Source organism: Bacteroides sp. 51 (genome assembly GCF_010500965.1).
In the GTDB taxonomy this organism is placed as follows: Bacteria; Bacteroidota; Bacteroidia; order Bacteroidales; family Bacteroidaceae; genus Bacteroides.
Map to the genome: position 1 here is coordinate 242,725 of NZ_QVMI01000006.1, position 20,096 is coordinate 262,820.

A 20,096-nucleotide genomic window follows, 5' to 3' on the forward strand; every position below is an offset into this window, starting at 1 on the left:
AGTTTTAGGGGACACTCTTGAGTGCGAGTGATAAGAAGCATATGAAACAACAAATTAGGGGATGTCTATACCGAAAGAAGAACAAGAGGGCTTGGTTAACCCTTTAAACAAACGTGCGCCTAAGAAGGCATGCGATGCACGAAACCAAAACTTAATTTTAGGCACATTCAGAAAAACAAATCCATCTATCCCTGGATGTGGGATTTTGGAACAGAATTTGATTTCATAATCACCTCTCTGTCTGGTAATCCTTTAGTAAAGAGAAAGGTAGTGAAGGATTTCCTTCGAACAGTACACCCGGACGATCTGGATGACTTTACCAACGAATTGCGTTTATTCTCAAGTAGTAAGAATGGGCGAATTGTACACCGGTTCAGGTCGGACTATCTGTCGGTTCATTATAAATGGTATGAACTGACAGGTGAGGTCGTGGCTGATGAAGATGGAACGTCACTTAAAGCCGTTGGCGTTATTCAGGATACGAACGACCGGGTAAATGAACATGAACTGATCAGGGAGAATAAGAAGTTGCTGCTCCGTGCCAAAGAAAAGATTGAAGCAGCAGTAACAGACCGTACTATTGCATTAAAGAATCTGACTACGGCTCTCGTTTATGTGAACAAGGACTATATTGTGCAGTGGAGTTCAATGGAAACTATGAAGGAAGTTTTCGGAGAACATGCTTATTCCGAAGGAGTTCCATGCTATCAGACTACTTTTGGCCGGGATATTCCCTGTAAAAGGTGTCCCGTCAAGAAAATGTTTGAGTCGAAACGTACGGAAACCATGCGTATACAAATGAAAGGGCTCTTGTTTTTGGTTTGTTCTGCCGTATGATAAAAGGAAAAGTCTGGTAAAAGATGATTTGTAGTTTTTATTGAGGATCATCTGTAAATCGTTGGTTTATCCTTATCTTTGTACACGTTTTTATTTAAAGATAAAGTTCAATGATACGCTATAAATTAACCTTTCCTTCCGGCATACAAGGCGCCATTCAACTGCCTTCTTCTAAAAGTATCAGTAATCGGTCGTTGATAATCAATGCATTGGCTGAAAACAGACTTGCACCCGACAACCTTTCCGATTGCGATGATACCCGGGTAATGATCAAAGCTTTGAATAATGAAGGAGAAGTAATCGACATTATGGCTGCCGGAACAGCCATGCGCTTTCTCACCGCTTATCTGACTGTAACACCTGGTACACATATAATAACCGGAACCGAGCGCATGCGGCAACGACCAATAAAGATACTTGTCGATGCGTTACGTGAACTAGGCGCAGATATTGAATATGTGGAGAATGAGGGCTATCCTCCTCTGCGTATTACTGGGAAGGAATTGGCCGGACAATCCATCCGACTCAAAGGAAATGTAAGTTCCCAATACATCTCTGCCTTATTGATGATCGCCCCGACGCTGAAGAACGGCTTGCGACTCTTCCTGACCGGCGAAGTCATTTCGCGTCCCTATATCAACCTGACCTTGCAGTTAATGAAGGACTTTGGTGTGCACGCTATATGGGATTCTGAAAACAGCCTCGTCATTGAGCACCAGTCTTACAAGAGTGTCCCATTTACTGTAGAAAGCGATTGGAGCGCCGCCTCTTATTGGTGTCAGATAGCTGCACTCTCCGAAGAAGCAGAAATTGAACTACTGGGATTGTTTGCTGAAAGTTACCAAGGCGATAGTCGCGGAGCAGGAGTATTTAAGAAACTAGGTGTTGAAACTGTTTTTACGGATAAAGGAGTCTTGCTGAAAAAGAATAGTCACCATGTTGATCGTCTGGAAGAAGACTTTATTGATATTCCCGACCTGGCGCAAACTTTTGTTGTGACTTGCGCTTTACTAAATATTCCTTTCCACTTCACCGGACTGCAAACTTTAAAGATAAAAGAAACAGATCGTATTGCCGCCTTGATTGTTGAAATGGCAAAACTAGGATATGTTATCCGGGAAGAAAACAACTCCGAACTCATTTGGGATGGTGAATGCACTGAACCACAAGATACTCCTGTGATTAAAACCTACGAAGACCACCGCATGGCAATGGCTTTTGCTCCGGCTGCTATTCGCTGTCCTCAATTGTTGATTGCTGAGCCACATGTAGTGAGTAAATCCTATCCCGGTTACTGGGATGATTTGAAAAAAGTAGGTGTAGCCTTACAAATAGTTGAATAATCCCACTGATTTTATTGAGGAAAGCAGTAAATTTGTTTGTTCCTAACAGTATTCCCTTAAATAACTGTCAAAATGAAAGCACTTGTAAAAGCTCGCCCCGAAAGAGGGCTTTGGATGGAAGATGTTCCGACTCCCCATGTGGGAGTTAACGATGTATTGATCAAAATAAAGAAAACCGCTATCTGTGGTACGGACCTACACATTTATCGCTGGGACGACTGGTCGCAGCGTACGATTAAAACACCTATGGTTATTGGACATGAATATGTAGGTGAGGTTGTGGAAAAAGGGAAAGGCGTAAGAAACCTCAAGATAGGCGATCGTGTAACAGGTGAGGGGCATATTGCCTGCGGACATTGCCGCAACTGTCGCCGTGGGAAGAAGCACGTTTGTGAAAACATCATCGGAGTAGGTGTGAACCGTGATGGTGCTTTTGCCGAATACCTTTCCCTCCCCGCTGAGAATGTGGTGCGGTTAGACCCACGTATATCCGATGAAATGGCTGCTATTATGGACCCATTCGGAAATGCAACACATACTGCACTCTCATTCCCTGTCATTGGTGAAGATGTCTTGATAACCGGTGCCGGGCTTATTGGTTCTATGGCCGCCGCTATTTGCCGCTTTGCCGGAGCACGTTATATTGTAGTGAGCGACCTGAGTGATTACCGCTTAAGTATAGCCAAACAAATGGGAGCGACTTTAACCGTAAATCCCACAAAAGGAGAAACAGTAGCCGAAGCGCTTAAGCAACTTAAAATGAGTGGATTTGATGTTGGCTTGGAAATGTCCGGTTCGCCAAAAGCTTTCAACGAAATGTTGGATACGATGTATAATGGCTCAAAGATTTCTTTACTCGGCATACAACCTGCCGGAACAGCAATCGACTGGGATAAGGTGATCTTTAAAGCACTAACCCTAAAGGGAATTTACGGACGTGAGATGTGGGAAACCTGGTATCAGATGGAGCAGATGTTGATTTCGGGTATCAACCTTTCGCCCATCATTACTCACCGCTTCTCTGTAGATGATTTCCAGAAAGGATTTGATGTGATGGACGGAGGAGAATGCGGTAAAGTAATCCTCAGCTGGGATTAAGCAATATAAATGTAATAAGAAAGGAGCCATGAAAAGCTCCTTTTTTTGTTATAGAAAGCCATCTGCACCTAAATAATATTATCTTTGTCCCCTATACCAATACACAAGAAAACATGGAAGAATTTCTGATTTTACTTCTAATCATTCTGATTATTGTTGTTATTATTATTCCTATAGCTTCCTGGATAAAGCTAATGACGGTAGGTTCCCGCATAAATGAGTTGGAAAGGGAACTAAAACAGCTTAAGGATATTGGAAATAATATTACCCGGATTCTGGCTGATGGAACGAGGGTTGCAGCGAAAACCGAAACAGAGCCTTCACCAATACAAACCCAACAACCGGAAACTATCTTTGAAGAGGTAGATGTCCCTGTTGTAATCGTTGAGGAAGATTCTATACCGGATGTGGTTTCTGAGCCAGAAGAAGAATTTCAGGAGGATACACAGGAAACGGTTGAAACTCCCCCTGTTTTTGCCGTGCCTGGGGTAGATGATGAAACATTAACCACTGCTACTCCTTCTCCTATACGGAAAAAAGTAAAGAAAGAAACTGCTCCATACCGTTTTGAAAATCTGTTAAGTAAGATCGGTATCGTAACTCTGGTATTAGGGATTGCATTCTTCGTGAAATATGCTATTGATAAAGACTGGATAAACGAAGTCGGGCGTGTGGCTATTGGGGTGCTTACCGGCGGAATCCTTATTGGTATTGCACATAAACTCAGAGAAAAATACAATGTATTCTCTGCCCTTATGGTAGGTGGTGGTATTTCCGTACTATACATAACCATTACTCTGGCGTTCAGGGAATATCATCTTTTTGATCAAACTCTTGCCTTTATCATTCTTATTGCGATAACCATATTCTCCGTTATTCTTTCATTGGTTTATGACCGTAAGGAGTTGGCTTTGTTTTCACTGCTAGGTGGATATGCTTCCCCATTGATGATTAGTACAGGCGAAGGGAACTATGTTGTACTTTTCTCCTTCCTTCTTATCCTGAATAGTGGTATGTTACTCATATCCATGCGCAAAAAGTGGGGAATTATTGGTATTGTTAGTTTTGTATGTACACAGTTGTTCTATTGGGCGTGGTTGTTAGATAGTTTTAAGGATCAGTATACAGGTGCTCTTGTGTTTGCGGCTTTGTTCTTTGTACAGTTCTACCTGCTTGCCTTGTTCGACCACTTCTTATCCGGTAGGAAAATTTCTCCATTCCAGGTTGCTATGATTCTGGCAAATAATCTTTCCATGTTTGCTGCGTCCATTTATATATTCAATGGAACGGAAATGAAGGTACAGGGACTTATAACCATTTCGATGGCCATAATGAATGCCATAGTAATGATCGGCCTGTTCCGGAAAGCTACAGTAGACAAACGCTTGATATACTTGATTATCGCTATTGTGCTTAGCTTTGTATCATTGGCTATACCTGTACAACTGAATGGACATGTTATCACTATGTTCTGGGCATCGGAGATCGTTATTCTGCTTTGGATGTGGAATAAATCGGGTATAAAAGTGTTTCATGTGGGCTTCTTGTTAATCTCCGCTTTAACATTGATTTCCTATGTAATGGATGCTTCTCATATCTATTTTGATATGAACGATCAATTACCAGTTGTTTTTAATCGGATATTTATGACTGGATTGGTTGTGACCGCTGCATTCGTGATTAGTAAACTCATGTTGACACGAATGAATAGCAACCAAACGGGAATAATAGATTTTGCTGTGTTAAAGCGTATACTGACATCTATCATCCTTGGTATGTCGTATATCGTTCCTTTCCTTGAAATATACTATCAGTTTGAGAGTAGTCCGGTAGAGGGAATTTCCGGGTTTACTGCGATGATACTTGGTGTATACACAACAATATATGTAGCCGTCCTTGGTATTATTTATAGGAAAAGCATACAGGACGGAAACGGGCAACTTGTGGCTTTGTTCTTTTTTATTGTTCTGTATCTGGCTTTCGCCCTTCCGGTTATGATTGATTTACGCTGGGATGTGTTCTATGAAGGAAAGCATCAGACTTTATTCCTTATTCACTACCTCTCGTTGCCGGCTCTGGCTTACATATTCTATATTATGGTAGGTGGAATTCGCAAACTCTCCAAACAAGTTTATGCTGTTTGTGGTTGGTTGTTGGTTGCTTTTGCGGTAGTCATCCTCAGTGTAGAGCTTGATAATACGATTTTGCAGTTATGGGGTACTATGGATAATTATGATGATTTGTTGTTTGATGTCCATACGTTTGGCTATCCTATTTTATGGGGTCTTTTGGCTATGATCCTGATGATTTGGGGACTGAAAGTTAAAGAAGCATTGTTGCGCCAGATTTCTTTAGGCTTCTTTGCCTTTATTATATTGAAGTTCTATATCAGTGATATCTGGCTTATGTCGCAAACCGGACGTATTATCTCGTTTGTTGTATTGGGAGTGATTTTATTATTGGTATCATTCCTGATTCAGAAAATCAAAGTGCTAATCAAAGATGATGAGAGCCAGGATGCATCCTTATAAATAAACTGTAAAATGAATACTTGTAATATGAGTAATTTGATAAAGAGGCAAGCGCTTGTTTTAATCGTGGGATTAATTGCGACATTTAGTAGTTTTGCACAAACCTATTATTGGTATGAAACGATAGATACGGTTTCTGCTTTGGGATACTATAACATTGAACTAAGTCAGGAAATTGCAGGTGTGGGACTGAACTCTTTATTGATATTGGATGACGATGATAAAGAAGTCCCTTATTTGATTCGCTCATCTGTTCCGGTGAAGGAGATGAAGCAAATGGAGATGTATGAACTGGTGTCTAATGTACACAAGGATAGTATTAATACCATAATTGTTCATAATCGGGAGGCTGAGGTTTCCCGGTTTTATCTTCGAATGAAAGAAGCTGAGGTTACTAAATATATTAGTATCCGGGGGAGTTATGATCGTAAGCAGTGGTTTAGCGTGAAGCAAAAGAGCCTTTTGTATAGCGAGCATAATCCTAATCTTGGTGAGATTGCTATTATAGACTTTCCTAAAGGTGATTATACATATTATGAGTTGGCTATAACCAATAATAGTCGCAGTCCGTTAAATATAACAGGAGTTGGCAAGATTGAAAAAAGCAGTATTTATGGACAGTTTGTAGAACTGAAGCCGGGTTCTTTTGTGGTTAAAGAAGATAGAGGTAATACGATAATCACTTTCCCGTCTTTGGAATATCCATACTATTTATCTAAGTTCGAGCTACAGATTACAGGTAAAGGACATTATAACCGCAGGATGTGGTTGGAAAGTAGTGAGAAAATAGAATATACTGTAGGAGCTTTCCAGCTTTCTTCGCGTGATGAACATACTTTCTATACTGATCAGGTATTGATTGATAAAAACACTCAGATCGTTATTGAAAACGAAAGCAATCCTTCGTTGACGGTTGATGGCATTAAACTCTTTGGCGTAAACCGTTATTTATGTGCTTACTTAGATGCAGGGATGCAATATCGTATAGAAGCAGGTTTGAAAAGACCTGGCCGTTATGATATTCAGGATTTTGCCAATGAGATTTCTCTTCATTTACCTATAGTTAAGACTGTCGGTCTTCAAAAGAAGATGATTGAGAAAGAGCCGGAGCGGGAACTCCGTTTCTTTGAAAGCCCCCTCTTTTTGTGGGGAGTCATTGCTTTAACCGGACTTATACTACTCTTTATTTGTTTGCGCATGTTAAAAGAACTAAAAAAGAAAAGCTGATTGCGTATTTTAGCTGATTGTACTTTGTTTGTTTTTACTTGCTTAATCTTTTTGTTTTAATAAAAAGTTGCCTTTTGTGTCGCAATTTGATGTTAAAAGCAGACTTTTTTATTAATATTTATTTGCCGTTTATTCCTTCGGATGCCCTTGTTTAGTGGTTAATATTTGTGTTTAATTGTAAAAAGTGTTGTGAAACTTGTTGCTATTGAAAGATAAAGATGTAATTTTGTAACAGAATTAAAAGTTTAGACCTATTTTTCATTGCAGCAAAAACAACTTATGATGGTTAACAACACAGTTAAGCTATGTTTGATGTTGTGCCTTAGTGCCAGCATTTATTTGTTTACAGGATGTCAGGATAAAGATTACTATGACCCTACCGATCCTACTGATGTAGGAAGTAACCCTTCAAATTTAGATTTCTCTACTACACAAAGCGTAAAACTGAATCTGAATTATGCTGTCCCTAAAGGACATGCTTCGGAATTTGATGTATATTCAGAAAATCCGTTGGATGCGAATGGCGCGCTTCGTTTGGATTTAAAACCCCTAGCTGGTGGTATTCATGTTGTGGGAGTGTCTGAACTTACACGCGTAATTCCTTCTTATGTAACGGATTTGTACGTTTACTCTTCTAATGTATTTGTGTCGTTGTTGTCGTATGCGAAGATCGTAAATGGTGTAGCATCGTTCGAAGCTGTGGATATAGAAGATGCCGGAACCTCAAGAAGTAGCATTACTACTCGTGCAGGCAATGCCGGTCCTGATTTCTGGAAAAAGCCGGTAGTTAAATACCTGAAGACGAAAACGGACTTTTATCAGGAAACGGCTAATGGTCACATTAAATTTGATCTGATCCAACCGGATATGGTAAAAACTATTCCCGGAGAGGTGACCACATTGATTGGAAAAACGTTCAAGGAGAATAAGATGCCGGATTCCAGGTTTATTCAAGATGCGAACTTACACGTTGCTAAGGCGGGTCCTGGTGGAGTAGGGGCTAAAATCTATATTTCTGTTTTAGCTTCTAATGCTAGTTGGTTGAACTCATTGAGCTATTTTGTATATACCGGAGATAAGACTGATTTTTCTCAATTGACGGCTGAAGAAGTAGCAGAACTGGAATTGATCAACGTGCTTCCACTGGCCAGACTTAATACATATGGAAGTGATAAAAAGGGGGTGAGTCCCGAAACGTTTGTTCAACTCTTATATAAGAAAGGTGATGAATTCGTGGAAGAGTTTCCTGTAGGTTCGCTTGTTGGATGGAGACTTGGTGGCCATGCATTTGCTGAGAGTACTTTTGAGGAATCATTCAAGAGTTATGCCGGATGTCCGCTCTCTGTATCAGCTTGGAATGAGGAGAAAGAGAATCCTAAAAAAGGACCTTCGGCTCATCCTACCAACCAGACGATATATTTCTCGGCTAAAGACAATGATGGCGTTGAATATAACTGTTTTGGATTTGAAGATAGAAGAACTGAGTCTGATGAAGACTATAATGATTTGATCTTCCATGTGCATACTGACCCCGCTGATGCATTAACTCCTCCTGAACCAATTGAGAGTGAAGATATATTCAAGAGCGAATCGTATAATGGTATTCTGGCTTTTGAAGACTTCTGGCCTAAGCAAGGTGACTATGACATGAACGATGTGGTAGTTAAGTATAATTCTACGGTTACTTACCGGTATAGAGTTGGTAAGGATGGAGCGGGAAACACGGTTACATCGACCGAGCCTATGGTAACGAAAGTAGAAGATGTTTTCTCAATGATCCATACCGGTGCTACCTACAACAATGCTTTTTCGTATAAAGTTAACATCGCTCCATCTAATGTAACGAGTGTAACAATTGATGGTGAGGAATGTGCTGTTATTCCTGATGGCGATGGATTTATTATTGACCTATGTCCAAATGTAAAAGGAGTGATTGAAGCGATGAAATATGGCGTTACTCCTAAGGTATATACAGTAGTTATGGAATTTGCAGATGATAAGGTGGCACAAGATGGCTTCTCGACATTGGCAGCTCCATATAATCCATTTATTTTTCATAAGGAGGAAACTCCGGGTGCCGAAATTCACTTGTCTATGTACGAACCAACATCAAGAGTTAACCGGAGTTATTTTGGTACCTGGGATGACCGTTCTGACCTGAATACTTTGTGGTATGTAAGTGGTGAGAACAATAAATACCCATTTGCTATTCATCTGTCAGGAGTAGGCGATGAGTTTGTTGTTCCAAAGGAATCGAAAAAGATCTATGAGTCTTATCCGAGGTATTCTGACTGGGTTGAAAGTAATATGACCACCAATAGGGACTGGTATTTGTATCCTGCTCAATAATTACATAAGAATATAAATGTAAATGAGGTTATCCGATTAATTTCGGGCAACCTCATTCAACCTATTTTTGCAACAAAAGAATGTGTTATGATTAAAAACGCAATTAAACAATGTTTGCTAATGTGCCTTTGCACTGGCTTTTTTCTTTTCGTAGGGTGTTCGGATAAAGACTATTATGATCCAACTCCTGATCCAGACCCTACTGATGTAGGAAGTAATCCTTCAGGTTTAAATTTCTCTACCACGCAAGAAGTAAAATTTGATCTGAACTATGATGCCCCTAAAGGTTTTGTTTCTGTATTCGATGTGTATGCAGAATATCCGTTGGATGCGAATGGTGAACTTCGTTCAAACGTAACTCCCATTGCCGGAGGTATTAATGTTGTGGGAACGTCCCAACTTTCACGTGTAATTCCTTCGTATGTGACAGAATTATATGCTTACTCTTCTAGTTTGTTCGTTCCTCAGCTATCGTATGCGAAGATTGAAAACGGACGTGCTGTATTCTCTCAGGTAGATATTGATGCAGCCGTGTCAGCGGGTGCCTCCAGTCGTTCAATTGGCGATAAAAAGGTTGATAAATATTTAACGTCTGTCGATGATTTTTATGCCTGGACTGAAAACGGACATTATAGAAATGACCTTATCAACCCCGATGTTACTTTAACTATAGCCCCGGAGGTATTCACAGCTATATCGCAGGCATTTCCGCCCGGGAAAAGAGTAGATCCTATATTTTACAGAGATGCCACGGTAGAGATAGTAAAAGAAAATAAAGATCAGGGTGGAGCTAAAGTATACGTTTCGGTAATATCTGCCGGAGGCTCTTACAACAATTCTCTGAGCTATTTTACTTATAATGGTGATAAAGAATTCAAAGATTTCTCAACCGAAGAGATAAATAACCTTAAGGTTATTAACGTTTTCAGATACGCAGACGTAATTAATAATACGATTGTAAATAAGAATGCGGGTCTTACACCAGGGAAATATGCCCAGCTTTTATATTTGGATGAGGAGGGAAATTACTCTGAGATTTTCCCGGTAAACACAAAAATCGGTTGGGTTTTGCATAGCAATGCCTTTGTTAATCAGATTTCTGATGTCAACCCTGCAAGAGAATGGTTGTATTCTACGCCCGAATGGAACACGCCGGGTAAATATGGCAATAACTTTACTATCTTCTTTCAGACAACAGACAATGAGGGAAATCCATTTAACTGCTTTGGGTTTGAAGATATGCCTAACGGCGGAGACGGAGACTGTAATGATGTGATTTTCCATGTACTGACTGACCCTATTGACGCCATTGCACCACCGCCATCTATTGATCCTGACCCTATTGAAACAGAAGAAGCTATAAAAGGTATATTGGCTTTTGAAGACAACTGGCCTAGGCAGGGTGACTATGACTTGAATGACGTAGTGGTTGAATACAATTCTACTGTGACTTATGTTCAAGATGGTGAAACTGTTAATGGCGGTGTACCTGTAGGTGAAGGCGATATTACAGTTAAGAGTGTGAAAGATGTATTCTCGTTCATTCATACAGGGGCTACATTCAATAATGCTTTCTCTTATAAGGTAAACATTCCTCGGTCAAAAGTGAAGAGCGTAAAGATTGATGGTGAAGACTATGCTACTATACCCGATGGAGCCGGATTTGTCATTGAATTGTGCCCCAATGTAAGGGAGGTGATTACACCGATGACATATGGCGTTACTCCTAAGGTGTACACCGTAGATATGGAATTCGTAGATGGCGCTGTGTTGCAGGATGGTTTTTCTCAATTGGCTGCTCCATATAATCCGTTTATCTCACCTCGCGAGACTGCTGGTGCCGAAATACATTTGCCTATGTATGAACCTACATCCAAAGCAAACCGTAGCTATTTTGGAACAGCAGACGACCGTTCTGATCAGAGCACTTTGTGGTATGTAAGCGGTGAAAACAATAAATATCCATTTGCCATCCATTTGTCGGGAACGAACGATGGGTTTGTTGTGCCAAAGGAAGCGGCGAAGATTTATGTAACCTATCCAAGATATTCTAGCTGGGTTGATAGCAATATGACTACCGATAGGGACTGGTATTTGTATCCTGCACAGTAAGTAATTCTCATATAAGAATATAGAAACAAATGAGGTTGCCCATACGGGCAACCTCATTTGTTTTAGCAAACTATAGACAAAATGACAAAAATGACATTTTGATAATAGAATAGAGTGGTAATCGCATATTCCCGGCTTGGGGAAGGAGGGGAAGGAAAAATGGCAAAAGAATCATGTTTGTAAAAATCGGTAAGATTCTAATTTGTGAAATAAACTATCTAAATGACCGAAATATAACAAAATAGATTACGAATAACTATATGAACCGCAATAAATACAGCAAATGTGTACTTTAGTCGTTTCGCTTGAAACAGACCAACTAGAGGATAAAAACCTATAAAATGAAACACGCTGAACTCTTGAGCGCTTGACTGTCGATACTTGAGCGCTTGGCTGTTGATACTTGAGCCGCGCGTTATCTATACTTGAGCCGCGTGCTGTCGACAGTACGCGGCTCAAGTGTAGAAATTATTGCGCTGGGGCACTTCCAAATATCAATAATACACTGCAAAAGCAAGCCTAAGACCTGATTTTAACATCTCATTGAAGGTTTTTGAAAAGTTTGTGTGTAATCAAAATGGAGTAAATTCTATCTTTTTGATCTGCTTTTGCTCATATTTGTGACTTGATGGATTGGCCCGCTATTTCTTCCGCATAATCTGTAAATTCGACTGGCGAGCAAAACCTATGCGGAAAGCCAATGGTTTGGGACTTCCTAGTTGATAAGCATCACGTAGTGCAGGTTGTGCATATTCCACATAAGTAGATATCGGTTTGTAGAATGTTCCATAAAGCATGGTATCCCAGTTCTCTTTTTTATAATACATTAATGGTATTCCCGAGTCGTCCTGCATAATAGCCGATGATTGTTTCAGGATCATATCCCGAATGGTCGAGAACATACCTTCATGCATCAGATAGGAAGCCGACTTGATAAAACTTGCCGTTGTAGCCTGGCTTAGACTATTAATGTAAGCCACCAGAGGCTTATTCTTGGCGAGCCCGTCATTGCTCAGGTCTGTGGCATAGTAATACAGAGTCTGGGCCTTGTTCGTTCCTGTGCGGAAAAACCTGATCTCGACTAATCCCGTCGGACTGGAGATGGGCGTTCCGTCTGCTTCTGCATCTACAATTCTCCCGTTGTCATCAATGCGCATATCCTTAATGCTGATAATCTGTTTATCGGCACGCGCCATCAACATAGAAATAATAGGAACCACGCCATCTATCGTGTCATTCTCCTGTTCCACATTCATGTCCTTTGTCCGGAAGAAGCTGAGGCTAAGCACATCCGATACGGCATCCTGATACAGCTTATACGTCTTGGCCGACGGGTGTTTTACCTGTATGGCTTGTCCCGTACGTTCCAGCCCGATAAGGAAGTACGTATCCATATCGGGGAAGAAAGCGTTGGAGAACAGGAAGTCCGGCCCACCAAACGGATAGAATAACGTCTGGCATTTCTGATTAATGTCACTTAGCTCATGCTGTGCAAAGGATAGCACCTTCGGCGCGCTTTGTTGGTATGAATTCCAGATCTGATCCATGTTCCGGGCATGATTCTTCCATTCCTTCGTTTGCGTAAGTGCATACAGTTTGTTGTTCTTGTTCACTACCGGAAGCCCGGCAACAAACCTGGCAGCATCATTCAAAGCCTCATTTGCCACCACCTTCACGCTATCACTAGCTTCCGGGGCAGCCTGCTTTTCGGTATTATCCGAGGCCGAAGCTGCTTTTTCTTTGTTTGATCCACAGGACGAGATGCATAACACACCTACCAGAATCAATGTTGAATACCAAAGTTTAGTTCTCATTTTTGCGTTTCTTTCTATGTTATAACTAGGAGAGGGGTTCTTCTCTACTTCCCTTCTTCCCTCCTTTTACAATTATTTTATTCAGATAGTAGACGCCTGCCCCTGTCAATAGCGTAAAGATGCTCATGCAGCTCATCCACATTACCTGCTGTGTGTTCTCTATAAATGTATCCTTATAATCTTCGTACACCAAATAAACAATCGACCATAAAATAAGTGCGATAAAAATGCAGGGAGTTGCCGGATACCCCCATGTCTTGTATGGCCGTTTCGCATCGGGAAAGCGCTTCCGGTGGATGAATACGCCCGCCACTGTGAGCATGGCGAAAAAAGATAGCGTAATCCCCGTATATTTAGTCACCAGAATAAAGGAATCTGTGATGATAAGCAGAAAGCTTATAATGAATTGTACCCAGATTGCAATGTAAGGCGTACCCTTCTTCGAACGTCTGGACAGTTGGCGGAGAATATACGTATCCTCGCCCATAACCTGCGATACCCGCGGACCAAGAAATGCCATAGAACTGATGCTCGACAACAAAAGCAAAGCAATAATCAGTCCCATCATATTACCCATCTTTTCACCAAAGATATGCTGTGCAGCAATTAACGCCACCTCAAGCTGTCCCTGCATAGCTTCTACAGGGGTAGATAACATTAGGGCGGCATTGAGCAGCACATACAGTATCATTACAATAATGGTACTGATAAATAGTGACCGCGGAATGGTTCGCTGTGGATTCCTGATCTCATTCGCCATATAAGCTGAGGCATTCCAGCCTGAATAAGAATAATATACCCAGATCAATGAGACGGCAAAGCCGGCAGAAAAGATTTCATCGAAAGAGAAGTCCGAAGCCGCTGCCGACACATCCTGATATTGTTCCGGCAGGCAGAAACCGCAAATGATCAGGACGATAATGACCAGTATCTTGAAAAATGTAAAGTAGCGTTGAATAGCCCCTCCCGCTCGTACGTCATAAGCATGAATAGCTGTAATTATAGTCAGTACAACAAGTGCCGTGATTGTAGGAGGAAGCACAGGGAATACTTTATGCAAATACGTACTAAACGCCATACACGCCAGAGCCACCGGAGCGGCAAAGCCTACAATCAGCGATGCCCATCCCGACATAAAACCCAATAACGGATGGTATATTTCGCGCAGGTAGTGATACTCGCCACCCGAACGCGGCATCGTTGCTCCCAATTCGCCATATACGAGCGCACCACAAAGGGCGATTATCCCCCCGAAAAGCCAAAGAAGCAGAATGGAGATAAAGTTCGTAGTTCCAACCAGCAGATACCCCAGAGATGTAAACACCCCGGTACCTATCATATTGGCTATCACGAATGCAGAAGCCGTCACCAGTCCGAACTTGTATGTCTCGTATTTGTTTTTTATCATGCTTTTACCTCGTCCGAAGCACAAAAATAGCAATATAATAAGTAACTTTGCAGAAAAGAAGTATTTTTAATTATGTGGGTATTAGTCATTGCATTGGTTGTGGTTGCGATTGTTGCCCTTGTTTTGGGCCATGCTCGTAACAGGAATTTGCAGCGGAAGATAGCGAGAGGCGAGATTGATCGCATGCCCGAAGTTACTGAGGTCGATGCAGAATGCTGCGGACAGCATCAGATCTGCGAAAAAGATAGTCTACTGGCTGCGGTCAGCAAGCAGATAGAATACTACGACGATGAAGAACTGGATCATTATATCGGTATAGCTCCGGATGAATACACGCCGGATCAGGCGGAACAGTTCCGGGATGTATTCTATACCATGCAGGATATTGATGTCGCAGGGTGGGTAAGAAGCCTCCAGCTGCGTGGCATCTGTTTGCCAGACGATATTAAGGATGAAGTTTTTCTGATTATTGGCGAACGAAGAGTAGGATAGGGTGAGGCTAATGGAACTTTTACAATATACATTCTTTCAACACGCTTTACTGGGAGGTCTTCTGGCGAGCATAGCCTGTGGCATAATCGGAACTTATATCGTTACCCGCCGATTGGTTTTTATTAGTGGAGGCATTACTCATGCCTCGTTTGGGGGAATCGGTATTGGTTTGTTTGCCGGGATTTCGCCCATTCTTTCGGCTGCTGTTTTCTCCGTTCTTTCGGCTTTCGGGGTGGAGTGGCTGAGTAAGCGGAGCGATATGCGCGAAGACTCTGCTATTGCTGTGTTTTGGACGCTGGGCATGGCCATCGGTATTATCTTTACTTTCCTTTCGCCCGGTTTCGCTCCCGATTTATCTGCTTTTCTTTTTGGGAATATCCTTACGATAACGCAAGTCGATTTGTTGATACTCGGGGTGCTTTCCGTATTGCTCATTATATTCTTTACCTTGTTTATCCATCCCATTATCTATGTTGCATTTGATCGTGAATTTGCCCGTTCGCAAGGCATTCCGGTTGCTGTGTTCGAGTATCTTTTGATGATGTTCATTGCTTTGACCATTGTTTCCTGTTTGCGTATGGTAGGTATTGTGCTTGCTATCTCGCTCTTAACCATTCCACAAATGACTGCTAATTTGTTTACTTATAATTTCAAGAAAATAATCTGGCTGTCTATTGGTTTCGGTTTCCTCGGTTGCTTGGGCGGGTTGTTTATTTCCTATTTCCTGAATGTACCCTCCGGGGCGTCTATTATATTTTTCTCTATCATTATTTACCTGATTAGTAAGTTGGCGGCAAGGGCGACAAGGGTGGCAAGGTGCCGCTGCCAGGTTTAAAAGAAAAATGAATAAAATAATCTGCATTAATCCGTATTTCATATATGAAAATAAAGATTGAATCCTTAGAACAAATACATGAAGTAGCCCGTCAGTTTATTGCTGAGATTGGCGATCATTCGGTTTTTGCCTTATACGGTAAAATGGGAGCCGGCAAAACAACCTTCATCAAGGCTGTTTGCGAAGAACTCGGTGTAACGGATGTTATTAATTCGCCTACGTTTGCCATTGTCAATGAATACCGTTCCGACACGACCGGCGAACTAATCTATCATTTCGATTTCTATCGGATTAAGAAACTTGAAGAAGTGTACGATATGGGCTATGAAGATTACTTCTATAGCGGTGCCCTGTGTTTCATCGAGTGGCCCGAATTAGTCGAAGAGCTTTTGCCGGGTGATGCCGTAAAAGTAACCATTGAAGAAATAGAAGACGGTACGAGGGAATTAAGAGTAATGAGTTATGAGTAATGAGTTTTGAGTAATGAGTAATGAGTTTTGAGTAATGAGTAATGAGTTTTGAGTTACGATGCCGCATGGTAACTTTCAACTTTCAACTTTCAATTTTCAACTAATATGTCTGGACACTATTTCGTACAAGGACTGTTTGTAGTAGCTGGTATTGTTACAATATTGGCTTCTTTATTGGATTGGGACTGGTTTTTCAAGGCACGTAACGCGCAGCTTATTGTACGTAATGTAGGTAGGCCCCGCGCCCGTTTGTTCTATGGCGTTCTGGGTGTGATACTTATTTGTATGGCCATTTACTTTTATATTCAAGTAGCTGGAAGCTAGAAGCTAGTAGTTAGGTAAGCGGTATGATACCGCATGGATAAAGATAAAACCTGACTACTAACTTCTAACTTCTAGCTCCTTAAAAAACATAAACCACATGGAGAATAAGAAGCCGCTGATACTCATATCCAATGACGATGGAGTATCGGCCAAAGGAATAAATGAAATCATACGTTTTTTGCGCCCGCTGGGAGAGTTGGTTGTTATGGCTCCCGATTCGGCTCGTTCGGGCAATGGCTGTGCACTGTCGGTAACCCAGCCGGTGTTCTATGAATTGATATCCGAAGAGCCGGATTTGAAAATCTACTCCTGTACCGGAACCCCGGCCGATTGTGTAAAGCTGGCATATAATACGGTACTCGATAGGGAGCCCGATCTGGTTGTCGGTGGTATTAATCATGGAGATAACTCGGGCACGAACGTTCATTATTCGGGCACTATGGGAGTGGCCATCGAGGGTTGCCTGAAAGGTACTCCTTCCATTGGCTTTTCGCTTTGCGATCATGCTCCTGATGCCGATTTCCAACCGTTAGAGAAGTATATACAGCAAATTGTTTCTACCGTGTTGGGGTATGGACTTCCTTCGCGTACTTGCCTGAATGTAAACTTCCCTATGGGCGAAATTAAAGGCATTAAAGTTTGCGAGCAAGCCGTAGGACAGTGGCAAAAGGAGTGGGAACCTTGTCCCCGGAGAGGCGCTTCCAATCACTTCTGGCTCACCGGAGAGTTTGTCAACCTGGAACCGGATAATGAGAAAACCGATAACTGGGCGTTGGCCAATGGCTATGCAGCCATTACGCCTATCACTGTCGATATGACCGATTACTCGTTTATTGATATCTTAAAAGAGCGTTTATGAAGTATTATCTCATAGTAGGAGAGGCTTCAGGAGATTTGCATGCCTCTCATCTGATGGCGGCTTTAAAGCAGGAAGACCCGCAGGCCGAGTTTCGCTTTTTCGGCGGAGATATGATGGCAGCCGTTGGTGGTACGATGGTGAAACATTATCGCGAGCTGGCGTACATGGGTTTCATTCCTGTGCTTTTGCACCTGCGTACCATCTTTGCTAATATGAAGCGTTGCAAAGAAGATATTGCAGCCTGGAGTCCGGATGTGGTAATCCTGGTCGATTATCCGGGGTTTAACCTGGATATCGCCAAGTTCGTGCATGGGCAGACTAAGATTCCGGTATATTATTACATCTCTCCTAAAATCTGGGCCTGGAAGGAGTACCGCATCAAGAACATCAAGCGCGATGTAGACGAACTTTTCTCTATCCTGCCCTTTGAGGTTGAATTCTATAATAAACACAATTACCCGATCCATTATGTAGGCAATCCTACCGTAGATGAGGTGGCTGCATTCCAGGCTGAGCATGCAAAGTCAATGCCTTATGCAGTGGCGGGCAAGAACCTCCTCGATAAGCCGATTATTGCTTTATTGGCGGGTAGCCGTAAGCAAGAAATCAAAGATAACCTGCCCCGTATGATTCAGGCGGCATCCGGTTTCGCTTCACACCAGTTGGTGATTGCCGGCGCGCCGGGCATTTCTCCTGAGTATTACAACCGGTTTATAGGTAATGCCGATGTCCAGATTATCTTTGGGCAAACGTATCGCCTTCTGCAACATGCCGACGCTGCGCTGGTTACCTCGGGTACGGCTACTTTGGAGGCTGCTCTTTTCCGCGTGCCGCAAGCAGTGTGTTACTATGCGCCTATCGGAAGGGTTATGTCTTTCTTGCGTAAGCTCATTCTTAAGGTGAAGTATATTTCATTGGTTAACCTCATTGCCGATCGCGAAGTAGTCCGCGAGTTAGTTGCCCACACCATGACTATCGAAAATATGCGTGCCGAACTGGAACGGTTATTGAATGATACGGCTTACCGCAATCAAATGCTGGATGGGTATGAAGATATGGCTACACGCCTTGGCAGTCCCGGCGCTCCGATGCGCGCGGCAAAGGAGATGATAAAGCTGCTATCGTCAGAGTAATTACTCCTCCACCTCATCGTCGGTCACATCAGTGTAAAAAGGAATCAGGAATTCCTGAAATCCATAACGCACTTCATCATTGGGGAATCCCAGGGTGTAAAGCTCAAACGTATTATCGTAATCTTTGATGGTAAGATAACCACTTTGGTAAATCATCGGAAGTGGGTTTCGCACGTCTACACGATATTCAGAAAAGGCTCGTGCTCCAACCTGTACTCCGTCAATAAGTAACCGCAGGTCATAGTCACTTTCTTTGAGTAGCTCTACCAAGTAAGTCGACGTGCCTGTAGCGAACCAATAATAAGTAAATTCTCCCGATTTCAAAGTATTTAGTACACTGAATGGGTTGAACATACCTTCGGCAAATTCGCAGAAATGGTATCCATCGTATGAAACGGTCATTTTATCTACTGTCTCATTGAACGAGCCCCCTTGTATTCAAAGAACCCCCTATTGCCACGCTTGGCATAGGGGTTCTAGCAACAAAACAACTTAGTGGAGGAAAATCGTGATATCACATCATGGATTGCCTCATGCTAACACGACAATTTTGAGTAGAGTTTCTTCAACTATTTCTCAACTCATTTTCTTTGTTTGTTATACCTTGCAGCATGGGCGATAGCAGCAAAGCCATTTCTTTGATAATTATCTTTCATTGCAACGTTAATCGGTAACTTCCCGGACACAACGAATCCGGTGCAGCTTCACTTTATCATCGTTGTTCGTGATACCCTGCAAGAAATGATGTATATAACTCAACGACGTTGTCGCTTCCGTCGCGCTCCAATAATGCGACCCATCGAATGCTGTTCCCCCTACGGCTACAAGCAGTACATCCAACGCGGGTCGGAAAACGCTTATTAGTTGCAACTCTCGCTGAGTCGGTAGTCGCCAGCCGGTACCATTATGGCTTACATTCTTGCAGAAGTTAAAGGCATCCGCCCAGTTAAGCGTAGTACCTGCACTGCCGATCGTACCGTTGCCAGTCAAATCATGCGGAGCAATCTCCAGTTTCTGATATAGTGTCGCATTGATACTGCCATCGGCTTGGTTATCAAGCAATAGATTGCTCAATCCGACAGTACCTGTCCATGTTTTGGGTGTATTCGTTACCGCACGCCGAGGCATTCCGGTACCTGGTGTCAAATCGAGAATCACCTTGCTAGCATCTTTATATGCCTCTTGAGCCATCACCCCTGCCGGAATCATAAGACTAACCGACAGTATCATTATTAAAATATGCTTCATTTTTCTTTTTTTTAAT

At 42.2% G+C, this 20,096-nt stretch carries 16 protein-coding genes and 1 pseudogene; 13 read left to right on the forward strand and 4 right to left on the reverse strand.

Features of this window, described 5'->3' with window-relative positions; genetic code table 11:
• The first annotated feature begins 195 nt into the window (after window positions 1-195).
• The 7 genes from D0T87_RS07310 (at window position 196) to D0T87_RS07340 (ending at window position 11,497) form a co-directional block, all read left to right on the forward strand.
• Window positions 196-837 (forward strand): hypothetical protein, encoded by a 642-nt coding sequence (locus D0T87_RS07310; RefSeq protein ID WP_203558628.1) that lies wholly within the window; start codon window positions 196-198, stop codon window positions 835-837.
• 110 nt (window positions 838-947) lie between these two features.
• Window positions 948-2,180 carry a 3-phosphoshikimate 1-carboxyvinyltransferase gene (locus tag D0T87_RS07315; RefSeq protein ID WP_203558629.1) on the forward strand — a complete coding sequence of 411 codons (1,233 nt, stop codon included), beginning with the start codon at window positions 948-950 and terminating at the stop codon, window positions 2,178-2,180.
• A gap of 72 nt (window positions 2,181-2,252) precedes the next feature.
• On the forward strand, window positions 2,253-3,278 hold the full coding sequence (gene tdh, locus D0T87_RS07320) for an L-threonine 3-dehydrogenase (protein ID WP_163174294.1): 1,026 nt from the start codon (window positions 2,253-2,255) through the stop codon (window positions 3,276-3,278).
• A gap of 113 nt (window positions 3,279-3,391) precedes the next feature.
• Window positions 3,392-5,809 (forward strand): DUF2339 domain-containing protein, encoded by a 2,418-nt coding sequence (locus D0T87_RS07325; protein WP_163174296.1) that lies wholly within the window; start codon window positions 3,392-3,394, stop codon window positions 5,807-5,809.
• 27 nt (window positions 5,810-5,836) lie between these two features.
• On the forward strand, window positions 5,837-7,036 hold the full coding sequence (locus tag D0T87_RS07330; RefSeq protein ID WP_163174298.1) for a hypothetical protein: 1,200 nt from the start codon (window positions 5,837-5,839) through the stop codon (window positions 7,034-7,036).
• Between the two features lie 279 nt (window positions 7,037-7,315).
• The gene (locus D0T87_RS07335; protein ID WP_163174300.1) at window positions 7,316-9,385 is read left to right on the forward strand and encodes an LruC domain-containing protein; all 2,070 of its coding nucleotides are present in this window, start codon (window positions 7,316-7,318) and stop codon (window positions 9,383-9,385) included.
• 87 nt (window positions 9,386-9,472) lie between these two features.
• A complete protein-coding gene (locus tag D0T87_RS07340; RefSeq protein ID WP_163174302.1) occupies window positions 9,473-11,497 on the forward strand; it encodes an LruC domain-containing protein in 2,025 nt (674 codons plus the stop codon).
• Window positions 11,498-12,138: 641 nt separating this feature from the next.
• Here the strand turns inward: D0T87_RS07340 and D0T87_RS07345 are convergent.
• Both D0T87_RS07345 and D0T87_RS07350 read right to left on the reverse strand, forming a co-directional pair.
• Complete coding sequence (locus D0T87_RS07345; protein ID WP_163174304.1) at window positions 12,139-13,311, reverse strand: hypothetical protein; 1,173 nt, start codon at window positions 13,309-13,311, stop codon at window positions 12,139-12,141.
• 25 nt (window positions 13,312-13,336) lie between these two features.
• Window positions 13,337-14,719: an APC family permease gene (locus D0T87_RS07350; protein ID WP_163174306.1), complete on the reverse strand. Its 1,383-nt coding sequence runs from the start codon at window positions 14,717-14,719 to the stop codon at window positions 13,337-13,339.
• Between the two features lie 72 nt (window positions 14,720-14,791).
• Here D0T87_RS07350 and D0T87_RS07355 point away from each other — a divergent pair, with 72 nt between their 5' ends.
• The 6 genes from D0T87_RS07355 (at window position 14,792) to lpxB (ending at window position 18,832) form a co-directional block, all read left to right on the forward strand.
• On the forward strand, window positions 14,792-15,211 hold the full coding sequence (locus D0T87_RS07355; protein WP_163174308.1) for a phospholipase: 420 nt from the start codon (window positions 14,792-14,794) through the stop codon (window positions 15,209-15,211).
• A gap of 10 nt (window positions 15,212-15,221) precedes the next feature.
• Window positions 15,222-16,046 carry a metal ABC transporter permease gene (locus D0T87_RS07360; protein WP_163174310.1) on the forward strand — a complete coding sequence of 275 codons (825 nt, stop codon included), beginning with the start codon at window positions 15,222-15,224 and terminating at the stop codon, window positions 16,044-16,046.
• A 44-nt stretch (window positions 16,047-16,090) separates the two neighbouring features.
• Window positions 16,091-16,516 carry a tRNA (adenosine(37)-N6)-threonylcarbamoyltransferase complex ATPase subunit type 1 TsaE gene (gene tsaE, locus D0T87_RS07365; protein WP_163174312.1) on the forward strand — a complete coding sequence of 142 codons (426 nt, stop codon included), beginning with the start codon at window positions 16,091-16,093 and terminating at the stop codon, window positions 16,514-16,516.
• Between the two features lie 105 nt (window positions 16,517-16,621).
• Window positions 16,622-16,840: an immunity 17 family protein gene (locus D0T87_RS07370; RefSeq protein ID WP_163174314.1), complete on the forward strand. Its 219-nt coding sequence runs from the start codon at window positions 16,622-16,624 to the stop codon at window positions 16,838-16,840.
• 97 nt (window positions 16,841-16,937) lie between these two features.
• Window positions 16,938-17,699 (forward strand): 5'/3'-nucleotidase SurE, encoded by a 762-nt coding sequence (surE, locus tag D0T87_RS07375; RefSeq protein ID WP_163174316.1) that lies wholly within the window; start codon window positions 16,938-16,940, stop codon window positions 17,697-17,699.
• A complete protein-coding gene (gene lpxB, locus D0T87_RS07380) occupies window positions 17,696-18,832 on the forward strand; it encodes a lipid-A-disaccharide synthase (protein ID WP_163174318.1) in 1,137 nt (378 codons plus the stop codon). Before surE ends, lpxB begins: the two co-directional genes overlap by 4 nt.
• Window positions 18,833-18,844: 12 nt before the next feature.
• Here lpxB and D0T87_RS07385 read toward each other — a convergent pair.
• Together D0T87_RS07385 and D0T87_RS07390 are read right to left on the reverse strand one after the other, a co-directional pair.
• Window positions 18,845-19,264, reverse strand: a pseudogene (locus D0T87_RS07385) (AAA family ATPase); the annotation flags it as partial.
• Window positions 19,265-19,495: 231 nt separating this feature from the next.
• Window positions 19,496-20,080, reverse strand: coding sequence for a DUF1566 domain-containing protein (locus tag D0T87_RS07390; protein WP_163174322.1), 585 nt, complete (start codon window positions 20,078-20,080; stop codon window positions 19,496-19,498).
• Window positions 20,081-20,096: the final 16 nt, after the last annotated feature.

Bases quoted from the DNA above. Each gene is read 5' to 3' on its own strand.
- D0T87_RS07310 (WP_203558628.1), top strand. From the start codon at position 196: ATGTGGGATTTTGGAACAGAATTTGATTTCATAATCACCTCTCTGTCT.
- D0T87_RS07315 (WP_203558629.1), top strand. From the start codon at position 948: ATGATACGCTATAAATTAACCTTTCCTTCCGGCATACAAGGCGCCATT.
- tdh (WP_163174294.1), top strand. From the start codon at position 2,253: ATGAAAGCACTTGTAAAAGCTCGCCCCGAAAGAGGGCTTTGGATGGAA.
- D0T87_RS07325 (WP_163174296.1), top strand. From the start codon at position 3,392: ATGGAAGAATTTCTGATTTTACTTCTAATCATTCTGATTATTGTTGTT.
- D0T87_RS07330 (WP_163174298.1), top strand. From the start codon at position 5,837: ATGAGTAATTTGATAAAGAGGCAAGCGCTTGTTTTAATCGTGGGATTA.
- D0T87_RS07335 (WP_163174300.1), top strand. From the start codon at position 7,316: ATGATGGTTAACAACACAGTTAAGCTATGTTTGATGTTGTGCCTTAGT.
- D0T87_RS07340 (WP_163174302.1), top strand. From the start codon at position 9,473: ATGATTAAAAACGCAATTAAACAATGTTTGCTAATGTGCCTTTGCACT.
- D0T87_RS07345 (WP_163174304.1), bottom strand. From the start codon at position 13,311: ATGAGAACTAAACTTTGGTATTCAACATTGATTCTGGTAGGTGTGTTA.
- D0T87_RS07350 (WP_163174306.1), bottom strand. From the start codon at position 14,719: ATGATAAAAAACAAATACGAGACATACAAGTTCGGACTGGTGACGGCT.
- D0T87_RS07355 (WP_163174308.1), top strand. From the start codon at position 14,792: ATGTGGGTATTAGTCATTGCATTGGTTGTGGTTGCGATTGTTGCCCTT.
- D0T87_RS07360 (WP_163174310.1), top strand. From the start codon at position 15,222: ATGGAACTTTTACAATATACATTCTTTCAACACGCTTTACTGGGAGGT.
- tsaE (WP_163174312.1), top strand. From the start codon at position 16,091: ATGAAAATAAAGATTGAATCCTTAGAACAAATACATGAAGTAGCCCGT.
- D0T87_RS07370 (WP_163174314.1), top strand. From the start codon at position 16,622: ATGTCTGGACACTATTTCGTACAAGGACTGTTTGTAGTAGCTGGTATT.
- surE (WP_163174316.1), top strand. From the start codon at position 16,938: ATGGAGAATAAGAAGCCGCTGATACTCATATCCAATGACGATGGAGTA.
- lpxB (WP_163174318.1), top strand. From the start codon at position 17,696: ATGAAGTATTATCTCATAGTAGGAGAGGCTTCAGGAGATTTGCATGCC.
- D0T87_RS07390 (WP_163174322.1), bottom strand. From the start codon at position 20,080: ATGAAGCATATTTTAATAATGATACTGTCGGTTAGTCTTATGATTCCG.